Annotated in this window: 20 protein-coding genes and 2 tRNA genes; 6 read left to right on the top strand and 16 right to left on the bottom strand. The window is 64.0% G+C overall.

Annotated elements, in window-relative coordinates; all coding sequences use genetic code 11:
* Positions 1–14: 14 nt before the first annotated feature.
* Positions 15–1,718 carry a TonB C-terminal domain-containing protein gene (locus CR105_RS19960; protein WP_143752794.1) on the bottom strand — a complete coding sequence of 568 codons (1,704 nt, stop codon included), beginning with the start codon at positions 1,716–1,718 and terminating at the stop codon, positions 15–17.
* 158 nt (positions 1,719–1,876) lie between these two features.
* Between CR105_RS19960 and CR105_RS19965 the strand changes: the two genes are divergently transcribed.
* Positions 1,877–2,410, top strand: a complete 534-nt coding sequence (locus CR105_RS19965) for a GNAT family N-acetyltransferase (protein WP_099791434.1) — start codon at positions 1,877–1,879, stop codon at positions 2,408–2,410.
* A gap of 3 nt (positions 2,411–2,413) precedes the next feature.
* Positions 2,414–2,974 (top strand): cysteine hydrolase family protein, encoded by a 561-nt coding sequence (locus tag CR105_RS19970; RefSeq protein WP_099791436.1) that lies wholly within the window; start codon positions 2,414–2,416, stop codon positions 2,972–2,974.
* Here the strand turns inward: CR105_RS19970 and CR105_RS19975 are convergent.
* The 4 genes from CR105_RS19975 to CR105_RS19990 form a co-directional block, all read right to left on the bottom strand.
* Complete coding sequence (locus CR105_RS19975) at positions 2,958–3,407, bottom strand: GNAT family N-acetyltransferase (RefSeq protein ID WP_099791438.1); 450 nt, start codon at positions 3,405–3,407, stop codon at positions 2,958–2,960. The two genes, CR105_RS19970 and CR105_RS19975, sit on opposite strands and share 17 nt — an antisense overlap.
* Positions 3,404–3,766, bottom strand: a complete 363-nt coding sequence (locus tag CR105_RS19980) for a hypothetical protein (RefSeq protein ID WP_229414033.1) — start codon at positions 3,764–3,766, stop codon at positions 3,404–3,406. Before CR105_RS19980 ends, CR105_RS19975 begins: the two co-directional genes overlap by 4 nt.
* A gap of 22 nt (positions 3,767–3,788) precedes the next feature.
* Positions 3,789–5,369, bottom strand: a complete 1,581-nt coding sequence (locus tag CR105_RS19985; RefSeq protein WP_229414034.1) for a MutS-related protein — start codon at positions 5,367–5,369, stop codon at positions 3,789–3,791.
* A gap of 147 nt (positions 5,370–5,516) precedes the next feature.
* Complete coding sequence (locus CR105_RS19990) at positions 5,517–7,859, bottom strand: putative bifunctional diguanylate cyclase/phosphodiesterase (RefSeq protein WP_099791440.1); 2,343 nt, start codon at positions 7,857–7,859, stop codon at positions 5,517–5,519.
* A 340-nt stretch (positions 7,860–8,199) separates the two neighbouring features.
* Between CR105_RS19990 and CR105_RS19995 the strand changes: the two genes are divergently transcribed.
* On the top strand, positions 8,200–9,849 hold the full coding sequence (locus CR105_RS19995) for a M28 family metallopeptidase (RefSeq protein WP_099791442.1): 1,650 nt from the start codon (positions 8,200–8,202) through the stop codon (positions 9,847–9,849).
* A 42-nt stretch (positions 9,850–9,891) separates the two neighbouring features.
* Here CR105_RS19995 and CR105_RS20000 read toward each other — a convergent pair whose 3' ends face one another.
* From CR105_RS20000 to CR105_RS20015, 4 genes are all read right to left on the bottom strand, one after another.
* Complete coding sequence (locus CR105_RS20000) at positions 9,892–11,754, bottom strand: di-heme-cytochrome C peroxidase (RefSeq protein ID WP_099791444.1); 1,863 nt, start codon at positions 11,752–11,754, stop codon at positions 9,892–9,894.
* A 104-nt stretch (positions 11,755–11,858) separates the two neighbouring features.
* A complete protein-coding gene (locus CR105_RS20005) occupies positions 11,859–13,028 on the bottom strand; it encodes a PQQ-dependent sugar dehydrogenase (protein ID WP_099791446.1) in 1,170 nt (389 codons plus the stop codon).
* Positions 13,029–13,121: 93 nt separating this feature from the next.
* Complete coding sequence (locus tag CR105_RS20010) at positions 13,122–14,165, bottom strand: serine hydrolase domain-containing protein (protein ID WP_099791448.1); 1,044 nt, start codon at positions 14,163–14,165, stop codon at positions 13,122–13,124.
* Positions 14,166–14,193: 28 nt separating this feature from the next.
* Positions 14,194–15,045: a helix-turn-helix transcriptional regulator gene (locus tag CR105_RS20015; protein WP_099791450.1), complete on the bottom strand. Its 852-nt coding sequence runs from the start codon at positions 15,043–15,045 to the stop codon at positions 14,194–14,196.
* 166 nt (positions 15,046–15,211) lie between these two features.
* Here CR105_RS20015 and CR105_RS20020 point away from each other — a divergent pair, with 166 nt between their 5' ends.
* A complete protein-coding gene (locus CR105_RS20020) occupies positions 15,212–15,853 on the top strand; it encodes a Vat family streptogramin A O-acetyltransferase (protein ID WP_099791518.1) in 642 nt (213 codons plus the stop codon).
* Here CR105_RS20020 and CR105_RS20025 read toward each other — a convergent pair.
* Entirely contained in the window at positions 15,850–16,584 is a 735-nt protein-coding gene (locus CR105_RS20025) for a class I SAM-dependent methyltransferase (RefSeq protein ID WP_099791452.1), read from the bottom strand. The two genes, CR105_RS20020 and CR105_RS20025, sit on opposite strands and share 4 nt — an antisense overlap.
* A 390-nt stretch (positions 16,585–16,974) precedes the next feature.
* Here CR105_RS20025 and CR105_RS20030 point away from each other — a divergent pair, with 390 nt between their 5' ends.
* On the top strand, positions 16,975–17,394 hold the full coding sequence (locus CR105_RS20030) for a post-PEP-CTERM-1 domain-containing protein (protein WP_131021759.1): 420 nt from the start codon (positions 16,975–16,977) through the stop codon (positions 17,392–17,394).
* Positions 17,381–18,835, top strand: coding sequence for a PA domain-containing protein (locus tag CR105_RS20035; protein WP_099791456.1), 1,455 nt, complete (start codon positions 17,381–17,383; stop codon positions 18,833–18,835). Before CR105_RS20030 ends, CR105_RS20035 begins: the two co-directional genes overlap by 14 nt.
* A 590-nt stretch (positions 18,836–19,425) precedes the next feature.
* Here the strand turns inward: CR105_RS20035 and CR105_RS20040 are convergent.
* The 6 genes from CR105_RS20040 to folP form a co-directional block, all read right to left on the bottom strand.
* Positions 19,426–19,716: a type II toxin-antitoxin system RelE/ParE family toxin gene (locus CR105_RS20040; protein WP_099791458.1), complete on the bottom strand. Its 291-nt coding sequence runs from the start codon at positions 19,714–19,716 to the stop codon at positions 19,426–19,428.
* Positions 19,717–19,980 carry a type II toxin-antitoxin system ParD family antitoxin gene (locus tag CR105_RS20045; protein WP_218968728.1) on the bottom strand — a complete coding sequence of 88 codons (264 nt, stop codon included), beginning with the start codon at positions 19,978–19,980 and terminating at the stop codon, positions 19,717–19,719.
* A gap of 173 nt (positions 19,981–20,153) precedes the next feature.
* Positions 20,154–20,230 (bottom strand) — tRNA-Arg (locus tag CR105_RS20050).
* Positions 20,231–20,311: 81 nt separating this feature from the next.
* Positions 20,312–20,388 (bottom strand) — tRNA-Pro (locus tag CR105_RS20055).
* Between the two features lie 56 nt (positions 20,389–20,444).
* On the bottom strand, positions 20,445–21,785 hold the full coding sequence (glmM, locus tag CR105_RS20060) for a phosphoglucosamine mutase (protein ID WP_099791460.1): 1,341 nt from the start codon (positions 21,783–21,785) through the stop codon (positions 20,445–20,447).
* Between the two features lie 20 nt (positions 21,786–21,805).
* Positions 21,806–22,642, bottom strand: a complete 837-nt coding sequence (folP, locus tag CR105_RS20065) for a dihydropteroate synthase (RefSeq protein ID WP_099791462.1) — start codon at positions 22,640–22,642, stop codon at positions 21,806–21,808.
* Between the last annotated feature and the right edge of the window lie 53 nt (positions 22,643–22,695).

Below are 22,695 nucleotides of genomic sequence, written 5' to 3' on the forward strand. Positions count from 1 at the left end.
GGGAGCCCGGCACGCTAGCGCAATTCTTCGAGCAAACGGAGCGATTCGGCAAAGCTCCAGATGCGGCGAATTTCGATGACGTCGTAGCGGTTGGCGATGTTCGGCGGGAACGCCGAGTAACGCGCGTTGAGGCCGATGATGCGGCGCACCGCGTTGTCGGTGTCGGCGTGGCCGCTCGAACGGACGATGGTGACCTCCTCGACGCTGCCGTCGCTGCGCAGCGCCACGCTCACCAGCGGCTCGATGCGCACCGCGTCGGCCGCGCGCGGGGCGAACGCCAGGCCGCCGTTGCGTTCGACCTTCTGGCGGAAGCTGTCGACGTACATGCGCACCGGGACGTCCTGCTCGGCGCCGCCGGAGACGAGGCGGCGAGCGCCGCGCTCGGCGTCGTCGCGCACGCGCGGCGGCGCCCCTTTTAACAGATCGATGCCGCGGGTCAGTTCGCGCACCCGATTGCCGATGTCGCTGCCAAGCAGGTTTTTCGGCGCGGTGCTGCCGCTGCCGCCCGCTCCTGCGCCGCCCGGGCCGGCGCCCGTAGCGCCGGCGCCGGGCTGCGCCGCCGCCAACGCGCGCGCGCGCTCGCCGGCTGCCGCCGCCTGTTCGGCTTGCTGGCGGGCCAGCTGTTCCGCCTGCCGCCTTGCCGCCTCGTCCGCCAACTGCCTGGCGACCTGCTCGGCCTGCTGCCTGGCGGCCTGCTCGGCCTGCTGCCTGGCGGCCTGCTCGGCCAACTTCCGGGCGGCCTGCTCGGCTTGCTGCCGAGCCGCCTGCTCGGCCTGGCGGCGCGCCAATTCCTCGGCCTGCTGCAGCGAGGCAACCTTCTGCCGCGCCAGCTCCTCGGTCCGCTGCCGGGCCACCTCCGCCTGCTGAAGCGCGGCCTGTTCCTGTGCACGTTGCCTCAGCGCCAGCTCATCGGCCTGCTGCCTTGCCGCCAGTTGATCGGCCTGCTGCCTGCGCAGCTGCTCCTGCGCGGAGCGTTCGTCGGCCTGCCGGCGCGCGGCAAGCTCGTCGGCGCGCCGCTGTTGTTCCAGCTTCAGTTCCTCGGCTTGGCGCGCCAGCCCCCGCTCCTGCTCCGCCTTCGCGTCGGCCGCCAGCATTGCCACCCGCTCCTCGTCTTCCTTGCGCGCCGCCTCTGCCAGCAGTGCCGCCTGCTTGTCGACGCCGTCGTCGGTGCCGTCCTGCGCCGCTTTGGGGTCGGTGGTCTGCTGCTGTGCTTCTTCGGGCTGCGCCATCGGCAGCGCGAAGTCGCTCAGCTTGTTGTCTTGCGCAATCACCCGGGTGGGTGTTTCGACCAGGTCGCGCGGCGGCAGCGGCCGGCTGATGCGGCGCGGCTTGCTGCGCTTGGGCTTGATCGCTTGCGCTACCGGCGCCTTCGGCGCCTCGCTCGCCGGCGCGACGATGCGCATGCCGGCCGGCGGCGCCGGCAACGGCGGCAGCGGCAACGGCGCCAGCGCTTCGAGCGACGGCGCGGCAACGGGCGGCAATGCCGGCTCGGCCGGCGTGAGCCTGACGCTGATCGGCTGTGGAGCGGACGGCGCCGGCACCCCAACGCCAGGGACGCCGAACTGCACCAACAGCAGCGAGCCGTGCACGACAATGGATAACAACAGGCCGGTCGCCAACCTCCGGTTGACGAGGTCAGATGGAGCGGCGCGGGGATGTGCGGTGGCAGGACTCATGCGGTAATGGCACAGCAGGAGCCGGGCGTATGGTCGAGCCATCAGCATATCGTGTTCTCCACCGTAAAGCGAGCAGGCAAGCTGGGCGCACGTCAATGCCAGTCCGGCGCGCTGATGTTCAGTTACGCTAAATCGAACAGTTGACGGGTTTGCTGAAATGAAATATTTTCAATCACAGCATAACTTGTGAAAGCACACGCATGACCTTCGACATCACCATCACCGCGTTTTCCGCGCGCGACCTCGAGCGCGACGTCGACGGCCTCGGCGCCTTGCTGCATGCCTGTGTCCACGCCGGCGCCAGCGTCGGCTTCGTGCTGCCGTACTCGGCGGCGGACAGCGAAGCGTTCTGGACCGGCAGCGTGCGTCCCAACGTCGAGGCCGGCACGCGCCTGCTGCTGGTCGCGCGCCGCGGGGACCGGATCGCCGGTTCGGTCCAGCTCGACTACGACACGCCGCCGAACCAGCCGCACCGCGCCGAAGTGCGCAAGTTGCTGGTCCACCCGGACCTGCGCCGCCAGGGCATCGCGCAAAGTCTGATGGCCGAACTGGAGCGCCGCGCGCCGGCGCTCGGGCGCACCCTGCTCACGCTCGACACCCGCAGCGGCGACAAGGCCGAGCCGCTGTACGCCGGGCTTGGCTACCAGACGGTCGGCGTGATTCCCGATTTTTGCCGCGACACGGCCGATGCCGGCCGCCTCGATTCCACCACCATCATGTACAAGAGGCTGTAAGCGATGCCGACCCAGATCCCCGCCCTGCTCATCATCGACATGCAGAAAGGCATGGCCAGCCCCGCGGCCGGCGTCCGCAACAACCCGCAAGCCGAGCGCAACATTGCGACCTTGCTGCAGCACTGGCGGGCGCGCGGCGCGACGGTGGTACATGTGTGCCACATCTCGCGCCAGCCTGGTTCACTATTCTGGCCGGGCCAGCCGGGCGCCGAATTTCAGGACGCGCTGGCGCCGTCGCCGTCCGCCCACGTGGTCGAAAAGAATGTCACCGATGCATTCATTAACACCGGGCTGGAGCGCTGGCTGCGCGTGCGCGGCATCGACCAGCTCGTCATCGTCGGCGTCAGCACCAACAACTCGGTCGAGTCGACCGCGCGCTCGGCCGGCAACCTCGGCTTTGAGACCACCGTGGTGGCCGACGCCACGTTCGCCTTCGGCAAGGTCGACTATGCAGGCGTGGCGCGCACAGCGGACGACGTGCACGCGATGGCGCTGTCCAACCTCGACGGCGAGTACGCCAGCATCGCCACCACCGAGCAAGTATTGTTCAGCGTGACGGCCTGACCTCGCCCAGCTGCAGCCCCATCAGCAACACCGGCGCGTCGTACGACTGGCGGCACCAGCACAGCTTGTCGGCCACCTTGGCCGGCAGCGCGGCGCCGTCTTCCATGCGGCGAAAACCGAACGACGCGTACAGGCCCTCCAGATTGCCGAACGGCAGGCAGTAGAGGAAATCGTAGTCCGTCGTTGCCAGCAACGCTACGATGATCTGGCGTGCAATGCCGCCGCCGCGAAATTCCGGCAACACGACGATTCCGCCCAATTCGCCGATGCGCGGCGCGATCGGCGTGATGCGCCCGAGCCCGGCCGGGGCGCCGTCGACCTCGGCGATGATCTGCACGTCGACGGCCTCGGACAGGCGAAACGCGATGTCGCGATAACGCTGGTTGATCGATTCGAGCTCGGCCGGCGCGGCGATCCTGACCTTGGCGCTCATGGCCGCCTCAGCGGGCGTTTGGCGCGCCCGACCCGCGCCGCGCGCACGCCCTCGATCCAGTCGCGCCCGCCGGCATCGAGCGCGGCGTCGATCACTTCCTGCGGCAGGCTGTACACCGACGCCCACGCTGCCCGGCCGTCGGCCGTATTGGTGGGAAAATCGTGGCGCTCGATCGGCCAGCCATACTTGCGCATCAACGCCCGCATCACCGTGTTGAGCGCAATCTTGCGGTGCTCGAACAGGCTTTCGACGCCGGTCATGTCGTTTGACGCGAGCAACACAGCAAGTGTTTCGGCCCGCAGCGACGTGCCCATGGTCGGGAAGCGCCCCATCTTCGGCGCCTTGGAATCGTTTATCAAGATCGTGTTCCCATCATCAAGTTCAAGTCAGTACTTCGCTGCCGCCGACCGGTTCGGCCAGGTAAGCGCTCAGCCAGTCGAACACCTTGGCGGCGCCGGTTTCCACCTCGGCGCCAAAGCCGCGCTCGGCTAGCAAGGCGATGCCGTTGGTGTGCGCCAGCAGGCCGGGCGCCAGCTGCAGCACGCCGTCGCTGTCCAGCGTCACGCAGAACGGCGCCAGGCGATGTTCCAGCAGCGACGCCAGCACCAGGTTGTGCGACGAGACGAGCACCAGGCTGCTGGCGGCCAACACGTCAAGCAAGGCGGCGGCGGCCGACACCGACTCCAGGTGGTTGGTGCCGCGGAAGATCTCGTCGATGATATACGTTGCCGCGCGTGAACGGGAAGCGACCGCCAGCAACTGCCTGGCGCGCTGCAGTTCGGCGATATACAGGCTCTCACCGCCGAGCAGCGAATCCTCGCTCTGCATGCTGGCATACACCGGCAGCATCGGCACGCTTGCCCGGCCGGCATAGCAGAACCCGAACGCGCGTGCCACCAGCAGGTTCAGCCCGATGGTGCGCAGCAGCGTGCTCTTGCCGATGCCGTTCTGGCCCGAGATAAAGGCGCCCTTGCCCTGCAGCGCGATCGACAGCGCGGCCGGCGCCTGCAGCAGCGGATGCACTGCCCGATCGAGCACGATGGCGTCGTCGCGGCCGCGCTCGGCCCAGCACGTCACCGGCGTGGCCAGCAGGTGGCGCGCCAGCGCGACGTCGGCCTCCAGATTGGCGCAGCGCGTGTAACAGTCGCGCAGGAATGCGCGCTGGGCGCCGACGATCGCGATGCCCTTGAAGTAATGGCTGACGTTGGCCAGCACGAACCAGTCGAGGTAGGCCTGCATGCCGGGAACCAGGCTTACGCCCAGCGAACGTGCCAGGCTGCGGTTGACCTTGCCCGCGTGCGGCGCGGCGCCGGCGAAGTCGCGCAGCAGCGGATGCGGCAACGCGCCCAGCAGGCTGGTGGCGCGCAGCATCATTTGCACCGCGTGCATCGCGCGCTCCCAGGCGCTGACGCGCTGGTAGTAGCGAACCTGGATTGCCATCAGCTGGTACAGAAACAATCCCGCGCCGAGCCATGCCGCCGGCGACAGCGCCACCGCGGCAATCGACGCCACCAGGCCGGCGAACAGCAGCCACAAGCTGCCGGACCATGCCGGTATCGGCGGCAAGGTGTCTTCGAACAGCAACGTGGCGATGTCGGTGTCGGCCGCGCGCAGTGGCGAAACGGCGCGCCGCAGGGCGTCGAGCTGCACAGGGTCGCTGGTGAGCAAACGCAGGCGTGCGGTCAGCGCGGCGCGCGGCGCGTCGTCCAGGCCGTCGCACAGGCGCTGGTGCAACACCTGCTTGCCGAAGATGCTGACCTCGCCGGCGACCATCGCAAAGTATGGATCGAGCAGCAGGCCTTGCCAGGTCGGCTGATCGACCGCGGCCTTGGCCGGATCGGCGCCAATGCGCTGCAGCTGGCCGATGTCGCTGGCGGTGAAGGGATAGTCGACCGGTTCGGGATCTGCCACATGGAACAGGGAACGGAGCAAAGCGGCCGCCTGGCGCAGATACATGGACATTACTTGCTTTCGGCTTATGGTATTAGCGGAAATATTGTACTGCAGAATTGTTTGCTGCGGTCGCGGATGGGGCCGTGTACGATTGCCGGCACTGACCCCGGGGGTGCGGATGGGGCCGTGTACGATTGCCGGCACTGACCCCGGGGGTTAGACCGGTTCGAGGACGGGACGCAGATCCTGCAAGTCCTGCAGCGCCAGCGTGGCCGGATAGGCGTGCAGCAGCGCGATCAGGTTCGGCAGCGGCATCGGCCGGGCAAACAGGTAACCCTGCATGCCGGGCGCGCCGTTGGCGGCGAGGAACTCGGCCTGGGCGCGCGTCTCGACGCCCTCGGCCACCACGCGCAGGCCGAGGTGGCCGGCCATGGCGATGATCGATTGCACGATCGCGGTGCCGTTGGCGTCGCCCGGCGTGTCGCGAATGAAGCTGCGGTCGATCTTCAGCTCGTACAGCGGCATGCGCTTCAGATACGACAGGCTCGAATAGCCGGTGCCGAAATCGTCGATCGACAAGCGGATGCCGAGGGCGGCCAGCTCGTGCATGCGGGCGATCGTCTCGTCGAGCTTTTCGATCAGCAACCCTTCGGTCACTTCGAAGATCAACTGGTCGGCGGGCGTGCCGGTGTCGGCCAGGATCTCGCGCACCTGGGCGACGAAATCGGGCTGGCGAAATTGCGACGGGCTGACGTTGACCGACAGCGGCAGCGCGTGGCCGGCGCGCGACAGCTTCTGCCAGCAGTGGCAAGCCTGGCGCATCGCCCACTGCCCCAGCGGCACGATCAGGCCGGATTCTTCGGCGACCGGGATGAACAGGTCGGGCGAGACGATGGCGCCGTCGGCGGTGCGCCAGCGCATCAGCAACTCGGCGCCGACCGGCACGCCGCGGCTGTCGACCTGCAACTGCAGGTGCATCGCCAGTTCGCCATTGTCAAACGCGTCGGCCAGGTCGCGCTCCATCGTCAGGCGCCGCTCCACCTCGGCCTGCATGGTCGCTTCGAAGAACACGAAGCCGTTGCGCCCTTCCGCCTTGGCGCGGTACATCGCGGTGTCGGCTTCGCGCAGCAGGTCGTGCACCGTCTGGCCGGCCTTCGGCAGCAAGGTGACGCCGATGCTGGCCGACGAATTGTAGGACTGGCCGTCGATCTGGAAGCATTCGGTGATCGCGTGGCGGATCTTTTCGGCCACCACCAGCGCCGATTCGCTGGCGCCTGCCTTGTCGTGGCCCAGGTGCGCGAGCAGCACGACGAATTCGTCGCCGCCGATGCGCGCCACCGTGTCGCCCTTGCGCACCAGCCGCGACAGGCGCTCGGCGGCATTGCGCAGCAGCGCGTCGCCGACCGCGTGGCCGCGCGCGTCGTTGATGTACTTGAAATGATCGAGGTCGATGAACATCACCGCGCCGAAGCCGGCGCCGGCCTGCGCGCTGGCCAGCAGCTGGTCGAGCCGCTCCATCAGCAGGCGCCGGTTCGGCAAGCCGGTCAGCACGTCGAAGAACGCCAGCCGGTGGATGTGCCCTTCGGACTTCTTGCGCTCGGTGATGTCGCGCCCGACGGCCACCCAGTGGGTGTTGTTGCCGCCTTCGTCGGCGAACGGCACCAGTTCCATCTCGACCCAGTATGGCGCGCCGGACTTGGTGTAATACATCAGCTCGGCGGTGACGGGCTCGGTGCGCGCCACCGCGGCGCCGATGCGCTCGATGACGGCCGGGTCGGTGTCGGCGCCGCGCAGCATACGCCAGCTGTTGCCGATTACTTCGGCACGCTGGTAACCGGTGCGCCGTTCGAAGGCCTCGTTGACGAAGATGATCGGCTGCTCGGCGCCGCCTCCCTTGACGACCTTGGCAATCACCACCATGTCGTTCAGGCGCGCCACCGCCGCGGCGGTGAGGCGCAGTTCGGCGTTCAGGGTATGCAGCTCGTCCTTGCCGCGCTGCAGCGAACGAGCGAACATGCGCAAGTCCTCAAGCGAACGCTCGAGCCGTTGCAGCAAGATCGAGCACGATGCGGTGATGATGGCGCCAATGAACAGGTAGTTCAGGGTAATCATCAGCGACGGCAGCAAGCCGTTCTCGGGCATGCCCGCCATGTGCATCTTCGCAAGACCTGCGTAGCTGAGCACGAAAATGGTCAGCGCGCTCACGCCCAGGCACAGCATCGCGCTGCGCATGCCCAGCAAGGTGGCCGCCAGCAACGGCACCGAAAACAGATAGATCTGGCTGACCGGCCCGACCGTCATCATCAGGCCAACGCCAATGACGTAGATGATCGCGAGGAAGTTCAGCACCCGGATCGTGTAGGGAATTTTCTTGAACCACCACAGCGCGCTTAGCCATGTCAGCGCGACCACGTCCATCACCACCACCGGCCACAGGCCTTCGGTGGCCAGCTGGATCATGCTCGGGATCGCCGTGAGCGTCCCCAGCGCCAGCACGATCGTCAAGAGCGAGGAAAATATCTGTCCGCGCCAATGCGCGATGTTGTCAAGCTTGTCCAAGGTGTGGCCTTCGAAAATCGCGCGCGGGCGATGACACCTTGCGTGTCGAGAATTTATATTGCCTGACGTCATGATAAAGCGAAAGCGCGCCCGACGTCCTTTCGATACGCCATTTTTGTGGCTACAAGGGAACAAATTATCGTCGCGCAGTTAGCATTCGACGGTTTACTTCCCGGATAATTATTTGAACATTATTGTGATGCCGACCATATCGGCGTGCGGGCACCGTCAGGTCGGTTGTATCGAAATATTGGCGCAGTAACAGGTATCATCCACGGCAGTCGAGTTGCGTGTGCAATGCAGACTGCCGTTTTCACTTATAAAAAACAGGAGATCCCAATTGAAGAATGCCATCCTGCTGCCCCTGATGCTGGCCGCCTTCGCGGCGCACGCGCAGAACGCAAGCACGTTTGATCCGCAACGCCTGTCGCAGCACGTCAAGGTGCTGGCGTCGGACGAATTTGAAGGACGCGCCCCGAACACGCCAGGCGAGACCAAAACGGTCGCCTACCTGGTCGAGCAATTCAAGGCCGCCGGCCTCAAGCCTGGCGGCGACATCGTCAAGGGCGCGCGCGGCTGGACGCAGGACGTGCCCCTCGGCCGTTTCGAAATCAAGGGTCCGGTCACGCTGACGCTCAAGGACGGCAAGAAGAGCGAAACGTTCAGCCAGGGCGAGCAAATGGCGGTGCGCGCGGCGATGAACGGCGCACGCCAGGTGCAATTCAAGGATGCGCCACTGGTATTTGTCGGATATGGCGTCAGCGCGCCGGAACGCCGCTGGGACGATTTCAAAGGCGCCGACCTGAAAGGCAAGCTGGCGGTCGTGCTGATCAATGACCCCGATTTCGAATCCGGCCAGGGCGACTTCGGCGGCAAGGCGATGACCTATTACGGCCGCTGGGGCTACAAATACGAAGAGATGGCGCGCCGCGGAGCGCTCGGCACCATCATCGTGCACGAAACCGGCCCGGCATCGTACGGCTGGCCGACGGTGAAGAATTCGAACACCAACGTGATGTACGACATCGTCCGCAAGGAGCCGGGCAAATCGCACGCGCCGATGGAAGCGTGGATCCAGCGCGACGTCATCGTCGACCTGTTCAAGCGCGCCGGCCTCGATTTCGAGGCGGCCAAGAAGCAGGCGCAAACGCGTGAATTCAAGCCGGTGCCACTGACCGGCATTACCTTGTCGGCCGGCTATGCCGTCGATGCGCAGGTCATCAAATCGAAAAACGTCGTGGCGCGTATCGAAGGCAGCGAGCGGCCGAAACAGACAGTGATCTACAGCGGCCACTGGGACCACCTCGGCATCGGCGCGCCAAACGCCAAAGGCGACAAGATCTATAACGGCGCGGTCGACAATGGCACCGGCCTGGCAGCGATGCTCGAACTGGCGCGCGCGTTTGCCAAAGCGCCGGCGCCCAAACGCAGCGTGGTATTTTTGGCGGTGACGGCGGAAGAAAAGGGTTTGCTCGGTTCCGAATACTACGCGGCCAATCCGATCTATCCGCTGGCCGATACTGCCGGCGTGATCAACATGGATGCCCTGAGCCCGAACGGACCGGCGCGCACCTTCACCATTTCCGGCAACGCCAAACTCGATCTGCTCGATCAGCTCGTCACCAAGGCGCAGCAATGGAAACTGACGTATGCGCCCGATCCGAAGCCGGAAGCGGGTTACTTTTTCCGCTCCGATCACTTCCCGTTCGCCAAGCGCGGCGTGCCGGCCATTTCGTACGGCTCGGGGCGTGACTGGGTCGACGGCGGCGTGGCGGCCGGCGACGCCTCGGAAAAGGCGTACACCAATAACGACTACCACCAGGCGTCGGACGAGTGGAGCGCGAAGTGGCCATTTACCGGCATGGCGCGCGATCTGGAAATCCTGTATGCGCTGGGCCGCGACCTGGCCGATTCAGGCGCATGGCCGAACTGGTCGCAGGACTCGGAGTTTCGCGTAGTGCGGGAAAAGACTGCCAGCCAACGCAAATAATGCGAAAGCGCCTCCACTGTCGCGTGGTCGACGGCGGAGGCGCTAGGGAATAATGTTGCTGCCTTCCCTGCGCGCGCCTACCGCTTTCATGTACTCCACCAGCGCCCATCGCTGTGCGTCGGTAAAGCCGGCGTTGCCGTAATCGTGACCCAGGTTCGAATTGCCGGCAATCGCCTGGCCAGCCGTATCGTGCGTCCTGAACACGAAGCTGTTTTCAGCCGTTTCGCCGGTGACAAACCCGACTTTGACCGGATCGAACTCGCGCGAGCCGAGCCGGAACGAAGACGGCCGGCGCTCCAGCGGCAGCAGCAAGTCGTACAGCGTTGGCACCGATCCATTGTGCAAGTACGGCGCGCTTGCCCACACTCCCGTCAGCGGACGGCCCTTGTACGCCATGCGCGAATCGTCGCTCAACGTCATGCAGCGTTGCAGCCGCTTCTCCTTGTCCGGCTCGAACAGGTCGTGGACCGCGCCCGCGTCTTCCAGCGACAGCGGCTTTCCCCAGTTGAAGAAACTCGCCGACACGAGAATCGTCTCCATATCCTGGCGATCGACGAAGGCATCGATGACGTCGTCGCGGCGATTAAAAATGGCGCCGATCACGGTGGTCCCCAGCAAATCGGACAGCTGCTCAATCTGGCCATAACGCCGGCCAATGAACAGGCGCTCGCGCGTGTTGTACAGTACGCCTGTGCGTGCCTGATATGCGTACGCGTTGCAGGCCATCCACGGATCGGTCCCTAGCGGCTTGGCGCCGAAAATGGGCGTGAGCGTGGCGGCAAAGCGCGTGCTCAGATCGTCGCGCGCGAGCACCTGGTGGCAGGACGCGCATCCGTTGGCCTGGTTGAAGAGACGCTTGCCGGCTTCCCATTTGCCGGCGTCGATCGGCGGCAGCGCATCGGGCCATGCCGGCGGCTTGAGTTTGCGCACCAGGGTGTCGAGCGTGAGCAGGTTCTTCACGTGGGCACTGCTCTGGTAGCCGTTGCGCGCGGTCGCCGTACCCGGAGCCGTGAAGGCCAGGTCGGCAAACACGCCCGTGACCTCGCCGACGTTCCTGCCAAGCGCGCCGATATCGATTGCACCGATACGTTGATTGGAGGCCATCCCATTCCACTGCACCACATCGTGCTGCGACGTGTTCCACAGGATTGGATAGCTGACGGGGGCATCGGACGGATTGACCGGCTGGCCGGCGCCGCCCGTCTTCAGCAAGATCTTGTTGAAAATATGTCCGAACGCATCGACGCGCGCAAAACCATATTGCAGATCGGTGTGATTGACCTGCTCGACGCGATTCTGCCAGCGCAGCATCGACTCCACCGCGTCGCGCAACATGCTCCGGTTAGCCGCATCGTCCGCGCCGGCCAGCACCTGGCCGGAGAACCGGTCCCATTTGCGCTGGGCGCGCAGGGTCGTGGCAAGCGCAGCGTTCATCGATTGCATGAACGATTGGAAATCGGCCAGGGCCGGCGCGCCTTCGATGCGCATGCGCTTGCCCTTGAACGTGAGCTCGGCCGTGTGGCAGGCCGCGCAATTCATGCCAACCCAAGGTTCGCGCTCGCCCTGCCCCTTCTTCCAGCGCAGCCGGCTCACGTCCGAGAACATCCGGTCGCTCTGGTCGTCGACGACAAATCCCACCGGCAACGGCGTGGGATCGATCAGATACCGAAACGAATCAACATGGCTGGGCTGCAGGAAGGGCCGATCGACATCGTGCTGTTCGAGCGCCATCAGCCAGGCGCGCGGAATCAGCCGCGATCCCTGAGAAAGGCCGTACCATTGCGCCTTTTCGGCAATGGTCCAGCCCTGATCGACCGACACCAGTTCGGTGGTGGTCACGGCGGCCGCGCCGAGTGCGGCAAGCGCGACGAGTACGCCGCCGAGGGAGACGTTGACGAAGCCCATCGCAATGCTCCCTCACGAATACAGCTGCTGCTGGAATACAGACTCACCCCCAGCCAGTGTAGCAAGAGCAGCATGTCGAGAGCATATACAGATCAGATAGGTACTTATTTCGGGACGATGCGCAGCAGCCGTCCCTTGTCCTCGTCCGTCAGCGCGTACAGGTGGCCATCCGGTCCCTGCCGCACGTCGCGCACGCGGGCGCCAATGTCGAGCCGGTCCTGGCCCTGGACGTTGCCATCCTTGTCGAGCGCGATGCGGCGAATGTCGCTGCTGGCCAGGCCGCCACTGAACAGGCTGCCCTTCCACTGCGGGAACAGGTTGCCGGTGTACACGACCAGGCCCGACGGCCCCGGCGACGGCACCCACGCCACCTTCGGCCCGGTCATGCCCTTCACCACGCGCTGGCCGACCGGCTCGCCCGTCTTGTAATCGGCGCCGTAGCTTTGCAGCGGCCAGCCGTAATTCTGGCCCGCTTCGATGAGGTTCAGTTCGTCGCCGCCGCGCGGGCCGTGCTCGCTTGCCCAGATGCGGCCCGAGACCGGATCGCGCGCGATGCCCTGGATGTTGCGGTGGCCATAGGTCCAGATTTCAGGGCGCGCGCCGGGGCGGCTGGCCAGCGGATTGCCCGCCACCGGTTTGCCTTCGGCGGTCAGGTGCAGGATCGTGCCGTAGTGGGTGGCAAGATTTTGCGCCTGCTCGCGTGCCAGCCGATCGCCGATGCGCTGCGGTGGATTGCCGCCGTCGCCGATGCTCATCAGGAGGGTGCCGTCAGGCAGGAACAGGATGCGCGAACCGAAATGCTGGCCGCCGCTCTTGCCCTGCTCGACGCGAAACAGCGTCTTGATGCCATGCACGCGCTTACCGTCGAACACGCCCTGGACCAGGATGGTGCGATTTTCGCTCGACGTGCCGAACGCCATCGTCATGTAGACGCGCGGATTGGCCTTGTCGGCCGGATGCAGCGCGATGTCGAGCAGCCCGCCCTGCCCGCTGGTGAACACTTCCGGCAGGCCTTCAAGCGCGATCTTTTGCAGCTGCTTGCCGTCTTGCAGATGCAGCGATCCGTCCTTGCTGGTGATCAGCGAGCGGCCGTCCGGCAAGAAGGCCAGGCCCCATGGCTTCGGGATGCCATCGACCACCGTTTCGGCGCGCCAGCCCGCTGCCGCCGGCGGCGCGGCGGTCGGTTCCAGCTGGGCAAAGGCGGAAGGCATGGTCGCCGCGGACAGCGCCAGCGTGGCGCCGGCGAACAAGGTTTTTCCCGATACAATTTTCATCACGTCTCCGATTGACTGAACTTAGCTAAATGGAATCGTACAGGAATATCCGGGACCGACGAGCACCGTGCACCTTTCAGCCGCCGCGCTAGCTCACGGCCGCGCCAGCGCCGGCAAAATCAAGGTCGTCAGCAACTTGTCGCTGAGCGGATGGGCGCCGCGGACCTGGAAGTTCGTTGTCGTGATGACGACAACCGCGTCCTGGGCGGGTAACACGAACACCTTGTTCCCTCCCGAGCCCGCCATGCTGTAAGCGGGGACATCGCCGCCGTCGGCCTTCAACGTTTGCAGCCACCACAGGTAGCCGTAGTTGTAGTCGTCGCGCGCATGGGCATGCGGCGCAATCGACCGGCTGACCCAGGTGGTTGAAATGACCTGCTTGCCATCCCGGCGGCCGCCATCGAGGTAGAGCTGGCCCTGTTTCATCAAGTCCACGCTGCGCAGCTGCAGACCGCCGCCGGTCATGGCCGTCCCTTTCGGTTGCAACTGCCATTTCACCTTGTCGATGCCAAGCGGCGCGAACAAATTGGCCGCGGCAAATTCCTGCACGCTCTGGCCGGTCACCCGCTCGAGCAGCGGGCCAAGCAGCGCCACACCCGCGGTGCAGTAACTCCAGGCTCGGCCATATGGCGAACTCTCCGGGCGTGGCTGCCATTCCGGGAAACCCCTGATCGGCAGGTCGGCGGCGAATCGGCTCCAGTCTTCGACCAGGTACATGCGTTCCTCATTGCCGCGAGAGAGCTGGTTATCGTCGTCGCACTCGAGCAGGGAACTCATGGTCAGAAAATCCTCGACCGTGATCTTGTCCTTGCGCGGGTCGGCAGCGGCCAGCGGTCGCAACTCTGGAAAATGCGGCAATACCGGACTGTCCAGACGCAGCATGTTGCGCTCGACGGCCAGGCCCACCAGCATCCCCGCCACCGTTTTGGTGACGGAGCGCGTATTGCGCAGGCCCTCGGCGCCGGCCTGATCGAAATAATGTTCGTAGACCACCTTGCCATGCCGGGCCACCACGACGCTGGTGATCTGCTTGAACGTGCCGGCCTCGATGGCGGTGGTGACAGCATCGAACTGGGCCGCGCGGGCGTTGGCGCCGGCGCACAAAATGACGGCCGCAAAGGGCGCATATCGCAACATGGTGTACTCCTGAAATGAAAAGCCCAGTCTAGCCAGCCCGCCGGGGCGTCGTCTTGGACGTTTGAAACATTCGTTGGCGATAGCTGGCCGGCGTCATGCCGTACTGGGCCCGGAAGGCGCGGTTCATGTGGCTCTGGTCGGCGAAGCCAGCAGTGGCCGCCACCTCGGCCATGGCCAGAGCGGGGCGGCGCAGCAGGCCGCTGGCTTGTTCGACGCGGCGCCAACGAAGCAATTCGCCCGGCGAACAGCCCCAGGCCTGGCGGAACACCCGCGCCAGGTGCACCGGGTGCACGCCGAGCGCGGCGGCGAGGTCGGCGATGCGCAGCTGGCTGTCGGCGGCCATGTCCATGACGGCGTCGTAGGCCTGGTGCACCCAGGGCGGCAACGCGCGTGGCTCGCTGGCGGTGATGCCGCGCAGGCTGGCGAGCACCTCCCAGGCGCCCGCCTCCAGCACGGCAACGTCACCACCGCGGCCGATCTCACGGGCGACGCGAAACGCCGCGGCCACGCCGGCCGGCGCGGCCAGCACAGTGGCTTGCTGCGGGGCGCCGCGCAAGGCGTGGGCGCCTTCGATCACGGCCGGATCGAGCGACAGCGTGAGAAAGCTGCCCTTGCCGTCGACAAACCGATCGCGGTGCGTGGTGCCGGCGGGATTGAATACCAGCGTGGGTGAGGCCGCGCGCGCCGGGGCGTGCAGCGCGCTGGAAATATAGACGCCGGACAGCACCAGGACGAAGTGCGCATCGTCATGCCGATGGGTGCACACTTCGTCCTCGCTGCGCGTGGCGGTCAGCCGCTGGATGTCGAACACACTGCCGCCCACACCATCGTGCGACTCGCCATAAAACTCGCCGGATTTGAACTGGATCGGATGTGCCATGCCGGCATGATACGTTCGCGCTGCAACGGAATTCTGGCATTACCGACGAGTAGCGCCTGCGGTGGGATGAATGGTTGGCGGGCCGGTATGAGCGGGAGCGGCGGGCCGCATGGCGCACTTTTGAAATCAGCTAAACTTTAGTTTGCACAACTTTATGGAGCATGCCTTGAACGGACCCGACCCAGCAAACCCGCACCCGATGGAAGGCTTTCCGCAGGTGTGCTACCTGAAGAACATTATCGACAATCCCAACATCGTCGTCGGTGACTACACCTATTACGACGATCCGGAAGACTGCCGCAATTTCGAACGCAACGTCCTGTACCACTTCCCGTTCATCGGCGACAAACTCATCATCGGTAAATTCTGTGCCATTGCGCGCGGCGCCAAATTTATCATGAATGGCGCGAATCACAAGGTGTCCGGTTTCTCGACCTATCCGTTTCAAATATTCGGCAACGGCTGGCAGAAAGTGATGCCGGGACCGGGCGACTTGCCCTATAAAGGCGACACGGTCATCGGCAACGATGTGTGGATTGGCTATGACGCGCTGGTAATGCCGGGCGTGAAAATTGGTGATGGCGCGATCGTCTCCTCCCGCTCCGTCGTTGTCGGCGACGTTGCGCCCTACACCGTTGTCGGCGGCAATCCGGCGAAACTACTCAAGCATCGCTTTGCGCCGCAGGTGATCGACGCATTGGCGACGATCGCATGGTGGGACTGGCCGATCGAGAAAATCACGCGGCACCTGCACCTCATTACTGCCAGTGACATCGATGCGCTGCAAGGGTGCGCGCGGGAACCCTAGAGCTCGCGGCAATCGCGTTGCATGACGATGAAATAGGCCTCGGGATTGAACCACGTCCCAAGCAGTCCAAACGGACTGGCACACGCTTTGATCAGCGAAAATCGCTCGGCTACATGCTGGCGAAAGATCCGATGGTCGAAGCCGAGGTGCTCATGGTGCACTTCGATGTCAGGCGGCAGCATGCCGAGCGGCCGGTCTTTAGGCGGAAAGCCAAGCACTGCGCGCAGCACATTGAGTGGGCGCGCGTCGAATGCACCGAAGCGGCGGCTCATCCGAAACAGGCCCTTGTAGAGCGCCGGCAAACCCACTTCGACCGGCACGCCGAAAATGACTTCGGATCCGTGCTTGACCAGCTGGTCGATCTGGTTCAGCGCGTTGCCGCGCGCTTTCACGGGAATGTGTTCGAAGACTTCAAGGCAGAACAAAACGTCCACTGACGCCGTCGGCAAGTCGCTGAAGGCGGCGTAGAACTCGATGCGCGGCACACCTTGCAGTTCGTGCTTCGCTTCGGCCAGCAGGTCGGAGCACGGCTCGTAACAGATGATCGTCGCATTGGGATATTCGTGCACCAGCAGCTTGCACAGTTCGCCGCTGCCCGATCCGAAGTCGAGCACCAGGCGCACGCTGGCTTTTTCCCTGGCGGCGGCCGCGATGGCCGTCAGCAGGCGCTGCCGCTGCAGCCAGCGCTTGATGCGGTTCTTGTCGTTAAATACGCCTTCGGTATAGCTCACAGCCGTTCTCCTGAACTGGTCAGGAATGGTGACCGTTGCCGCGATTATAAGGGCTACCTCAGCCGCTACCCTGCCCGCTAGAAAAAGCCGTTGCCCGAGGCAAACCTCCAACATGCATACACACGATTTCACCGAAAAAGTAAACGTCCAGATTCGGGGCAGGCTTCGAAAAACAACAGCACTTGCAGCATGATATGCATGTACGCATAGGAGAAACCGTAGAAAATCCGCACATATGACGAAATAACGAGATATAAATCGTTAAGATTATTTTCACTGTTTTTGTTGCGGAAGCTATAGTTGTTGCCAACCCGCTGTGCAGGTGGGACCTATAGTTTGGTGGACCGATCGAAGTACATTTTCAGAAAGACTAACAAAATGCATAGCTCCGTGTTTTCACTCCGCACCTTGGTCGCTGTCGCGGCCCTGGCGCTGTCCGCCACGGTTTCCGCCGCTGGCCAGGACGCCCAAGCAGGCCAGACTGTCTTCAAGGATCCGGCCACCGGCCAGATACGCAACCCGACCGCGACTGAAGCGAAACAGTTCAACGACCTGCGCGCCGCCCAGCGCAAGGCCGACGTGGCAGCACGTAAAGCATCCGGCGCTCCGGCGGCCGGCGTTCCCCGCCTGCAATCGAACGGCATCCTCGTCGCCGACCTCGACGAAAGCTCGATGACCTATTCGGTCGTTCGGCGCAATGCCCACGGCGGCCTCGATCACGAATGTGTCGACGGCGCCCACGCTGCAGCAAAGACCTTGTCCACCCCAGTGACCACGCAATCGAAGGAGCACCAGAATGAAGTCCAATAAGCTCCCGAGCCTGACACTGATCGCCGCGGCGCTGGCACTGTCGTGCGCCGCCGCCGGCACCGCGCAAGCGGCCGCCACGATTACCATCGTCAACGCCAACGCACCTGGCGTCGGCTTTAACGAGACGACCCCCGCCGCACCGGTTGGCGGCAACACCGGCACGACCGTCGGCCAGCAACGCCTGATCGCGTTCACGCATGCCGCAAACATCTGGGGCGCAACGCTGACCAGCGCGACGCCGATCGTCATCAACGCCGTGTTCCGGCCGCTGACCTGCACCGCCACCGGCGCCACGCTCGGCAGTGCCGGCGCGACGCGTGTCTTCAGCGATTTTACTGGTGCGCCAAAAACTGGCACCTGGTATTCGTACGCGCTGGCCAACAAATTGTACGGTTCCGAGGCGTCGACCACTCCGGTTCCACAAATCAATGCCAACTTCAATTCCGAACTCGGCAAGCCGGGTTGCCTGACGGGCACATCGTTCTATCTGGGCCTGGACGCCAATCACGGCACCAACATCGACTTTGTCGCCACCTTGCTGCACGAAATGGGTCACGGCCTGGGCTTCCAGACCTTTACCAACGGACTGTCCGGTAACCAGCTCGGCGCGGACGCGGCCGGTGTCGGCGGCCTGCCGTCGGCATGGGACCATTTCCTGCTCGACAACACGACCAACAAGCTGTGGTCCGCGATGACGCCTGAAGAACGCCGTGCCTCCTCGCTCAAGCCGACAGGCCTGTCGTGGACCGGTGCGCGCGTCAACGCAGGGGTGCCTACCGTACTGTCCGCCACGCCGCAACTGCGCCTGGTCGGCTACGGCGCCAAGCAAGCTGCCAATCTGTACTCCGTCGGCGCAGCTGACTTCGGTCCGCCAATCGGCAGCCCGCCTGTCAGCGGCGAAATCGCCAAGGTCGCATTGCAGGCGGACAGCCCTGGCGTGGCATGCACCCCGTTCAACGCGGCCAACACGGCAGCTGTGTACGGCAAGATTGCCCTGGTCAGCCGCGGCACTTGCGGCTTCACCTTCAAGGTCAAGAACGCCCAGCTCGCTGGCGCGATCGGTGTGATTGTCGCTGACAACGTGCAAGCCGCGTTGAGCGGCCTGGGCGGAGTCGATCCAACCATCACGATCCCGGCCGTTCGTGTCACGCTCGCCGACGGCAACGCCATCGCCGCCAGCCTGGTCAAGCCAAACGGCGATATGGCCGGTACGGTCGGCAAGCTGGAACTGTCGAAAACGCTGATCGCGGGCACCGACTCGCAGCAACGCATGACGATGTACGCGCCGAACCCGTACGAGTCTGGCTCGTCGATCTCGCACTTCAACACGTCCGCCAAGCGCAACCAGCTGATGGAGCCGTCCATCAGCGCCGACCTGACCCATTCGGTGACGTTGCCGGTGGACCTGACGTTCGAGCTGTTGAAGGATATTGGCTGGTAATCTGACTGCCGCTGTTGTGAAAAAACCGCCTGCTTGCAGGCGGTTTTTTTATGCCCGAAGCTGCTTGGTCCGCGTACCCGGCGCCGCGTGCGACCAGGCGGATCGTCGTCAAGAAGTTGAGCGATGTTCGCGTGGATTTGGCGTGGTCTGTTTGCACTGTCGAACGGCGCCGCGAAAGTTCATTTGAGCTCGACTGACACATTAGAGATATATCAATCGAATTCGCGCGGCTCGCAATAACCTTTGTCCAAGTTCAAAGCGAAAATGAAGGTTGGCAGAGCGGTTTATTGCACCACTCGTTAAGAGTGGTGAGGGCGCAATTTCCCTCCGCAGGTTCGAATCCTGCACCTTCATCCGCCGTAACGAAGGGCGTTTCCTTCAGCACTGCAACGAAATAGGACGGGGCAAATTGCGGCTCTGGCTAAAGTTTCCACCCAACGGTCAGCTATGCTTCTAGCTGTAAAACTCGCCGTCCACGCAATCTATCGATACGCATTGCCACGGTGCCAAAAGCCGCAAAAATGAGAATGGGAGCGCGCGATATTCCAGGACCCTACTAGCGTTATGCGCTGAGTAGGGGCACGCAGACGTTAGAGAAGTCGTTGATAATTAGCAAGGCGAATTATCTCGATCCCGTCAGTAATAGAGCGGCAAAAAATGATGTAACGCTCGCATGGAAAACTGCGCAAGTTCGGCATCAGGTCATCACGCAGACGTCCTAGCACCGGTTGATACGCCAGGAGCCTGAATTTAGGGCGCTTGAATTTAGCTGTCATCCGATCGACAAAGGCGTCGGCTTGAGGCACGCTGTCTTGGGCGATGTAATCCCAAATCCCATCAATATCAATCCGGGCACGGGGACGTACCACGAAACGCGGCATCTACACCCCGCTTGCCGATTTAGCCGCCCGCCTGGCACGCCCGGCAGCCTTGACCTCCTCAGAATTCCACTCGACCGCTGGACCGCTGTCCAGCCCTTTTTGTATCTCCTGTCGAAGTTGTTCAAGTCTGGCTAGCCGTAACTGGTCCCGCTCATCCATAAGGCGCAGCGCTTCGCGAACAACCTCGCTCGCAGACGCATACAAGCCGGAGGTCACTTTTTGCCGCACCATTTCTTCAAGCTGCGGCGTTAAATCTATGCTCATGGCCATCTTATCCCCCAGTTGTCTGGTCCAATCATATGCAGACTGCCAATCTTCGACAATTATCGCGGCCAAACTTCCAGGTCAACCGGAGCCGTGGGTGGACGCGGTCCGCAGCTTCTGGTCCGAAGTGAGCCAATCCGCTGTGAAGCGGGCAAGAATCTTTAGCTTTTGACTGGCCTGCCCAACAGGAATCGAACCTGTGACCCTCAGCTTAGAAGGCTGATGCTCTATCCAACTGAGCTATGGGCAGTATGTGAAGCGGTGCTACAAGAAATGTAGCACGCAATAGAAAACGGGCCGTCACCAAAGTGACAGCCCGTCTTGTAAAACTTGGTCGGAGTACAAGGATTCGAACCTTGGACCCCCTGGTCCCAAACCAGGTGCGCTACCGGGCTGCGCCACACTCCGAAGACAATATAATACCGCGTCGCGCCCTTCCCGTCAATGTGGCGCGGCCTTTTTGCTTAGGCCGGCGCAACCTTGTCGGCGATGCGGCGGGCCATGCTTTCGGCCATCTGCGCGTTCTTCGCTTCAACCATCACGCGGATCAGCGGCTCGGTGCCGGACGCGCGGATCAACACCCGGCCAGCGTCGCCCAGCTCGCGCTCGACGGCATCCTTCTCGGCCACCATCGCGGCGTTCCTGGTCCAGTCGAAACCGGGCGCCACCTTCAGGTTGATCAGCGTCTGCGGATACAAGGTCAGCTCGCCGCAGCACTCGGCCAGCGACTTGCCGCCGCGCTTCAATGCGGACAGCACTTGCAGCGCGGATACGATGCCGTCGCCGGTGGTGTGCTTGTCGAGCGCCAGCAGGTGGCCGGAACCTTCGCCGCCGAACAGCCAGCCCTTTTCCTGCATCACTTCGAGCACGTAGCGGTCGCCCACCTTGGCGCGAGCGAAGCCGATGCCAAGTTCCTTGAACGCCACTTCGAGCGCCATGTTGGTCATCAAGGTGCCGACGGCGCCGGCCACTGGGCCGGTCGCCATGCGGTCGCGCACCATCACGTACAGCAACTCGTCGCCGTTGTAGAGGCGGCCTGCCGCGTCGCACATGATCAGGCGGTCGGCGTCGCCGTCGAGGGCGATGCCAAGGTCGGCCTTGTGCTCGACCACCGCGGCCGACAGCGCCTGCGGTGCGGTCGCGCCAAAGCCGGCGTTGATGTTGTAGCCGTCCGGCGTGGCGCCGATCGAGATGACTTCCGCGCCCAGCTCGTGAAACACGGGCGGCGCAATGTGATACGCCGCACCGTGCGCGCAGTCGACCACGATCTTCAGTCCTTTGAGGTCAAGCTCGTTCGGGAAGCTGCTCTTGCAAAACTCGATGTAGCGGCCCTGGGCGTCGAACAATCGCTTGGCGCGCCCGAGCTTTTGCGGCTCGACGCATTCCATCGGCTCGTCGATCGCCGCTTCGATCTCGTACTCGACTGCATCGGGCAGCTTGGTGCCGTGCTCGGAGAAGAACTTGATGCCGTTGTCCTGGTACGGATTGTGCGACGCCGAAATGACGACGCCGGCCGACAGGCGCAGCGCGCGCGTCAGGTAGGCAATCGCCGGTGTCGGCATCGGGCCGGCCAGCATGACGTCGACGCCAGCGGCAGCGAAGCCGGCTTCCAGCGCCGCCTCGAGCATGTAGCCGGAGATGCGCGTGTCTTTGCCGATCAGCACGGTCGGGCGGCCGCTCGAGCCCGTCGATTTTGCCAGCACCTTGCCGGCTGCGTAGCCGAGGCGCATCACGAAGTCAGGGGTAATCGGGGCTACGCCAACCAGGCCACGGATGCCGTCGGTACCAAAATATTTACGTCCCATTTTTCTTCTCTTTATGTAAATTAACCAATGTTGGCTGCATGCCAGACCTTCAGCGCGTCAACCGTCTCTGCAACATCATGCACTCGTACAATTTTAGCGCCATGCGCAACAGCCGCCAACGCGCCTGCCAGGCTGCCCGCCAGCCGCTGCCCCACCGGCCTGCCGGTAACCGCGCCGATCATCGACTTGCGCGACAAGCCGGCCAGCACCGGCAAGCCGAGTTCCTGTTCGATCCGGCCGGTCGCCCGCAGCAATGCGAAGTTGTGCTCAACCGTCTTGCCGAAGCCAAAACCCGGATCGACGCAGATGCGCTTGCGGTCGATGCCGGCGGCGACCAGGGCGGCGGCGCGCTCGGCCAGGAAGGCGATGACGTCGGCCACGACGTCGCCGTAGTCGGGATTCTGCTGCATGGTAGCAGGCGTGCTCTGCATATGCATCACGCACAGCCCACAACCGCTGTCGGCCACGGCGGCGATCGCGCCAGGGGCGCGAAAGGCGTTGATGTCGTTGATCATGTCGGCGCCGGCGATGATAGCCTCGCGCATCACTTGCGGCTTACAGGTATCGACCGACAGCGCCTTGCCGAGCCCGCGCAGCGCATACAGCGCCGGCATCACGCGCCGCATTTCTTCGTCGAGCGGCACCGCGGGCGAGCCGGGACGGCTCGACTCGCCGCCGACGTCGATCAGGTCGGCGCCGTCGGCGGCCATCTCTTCGGCGCGCGAAATGGCAAATTCGAGCGACTGGAAGCGGCCGCCGTCAGAAAACGAGTCGGGGGTGACGTTCAGGATGCCCATCACCAGCGGCGTGGCGTCGAGCGCGAAGCCGTAACGGCCGCATTGCAGGAAGTGTCGCATCAGAGACTGAAATTAAATTGGGAACGAAAAAAAGGCATCCTGCGGGATGCCTT

The organism is Massilia eurypsychrophila (assembly GCF_002760655.1).
In the GTDB taxonomy this organism is placed as follows: domain Bacteria; phylum Pseudomonadota; class Gammaproteobacteria; order Burkholderiales; family Burkholderiaceae_D; genus JAFCUW01.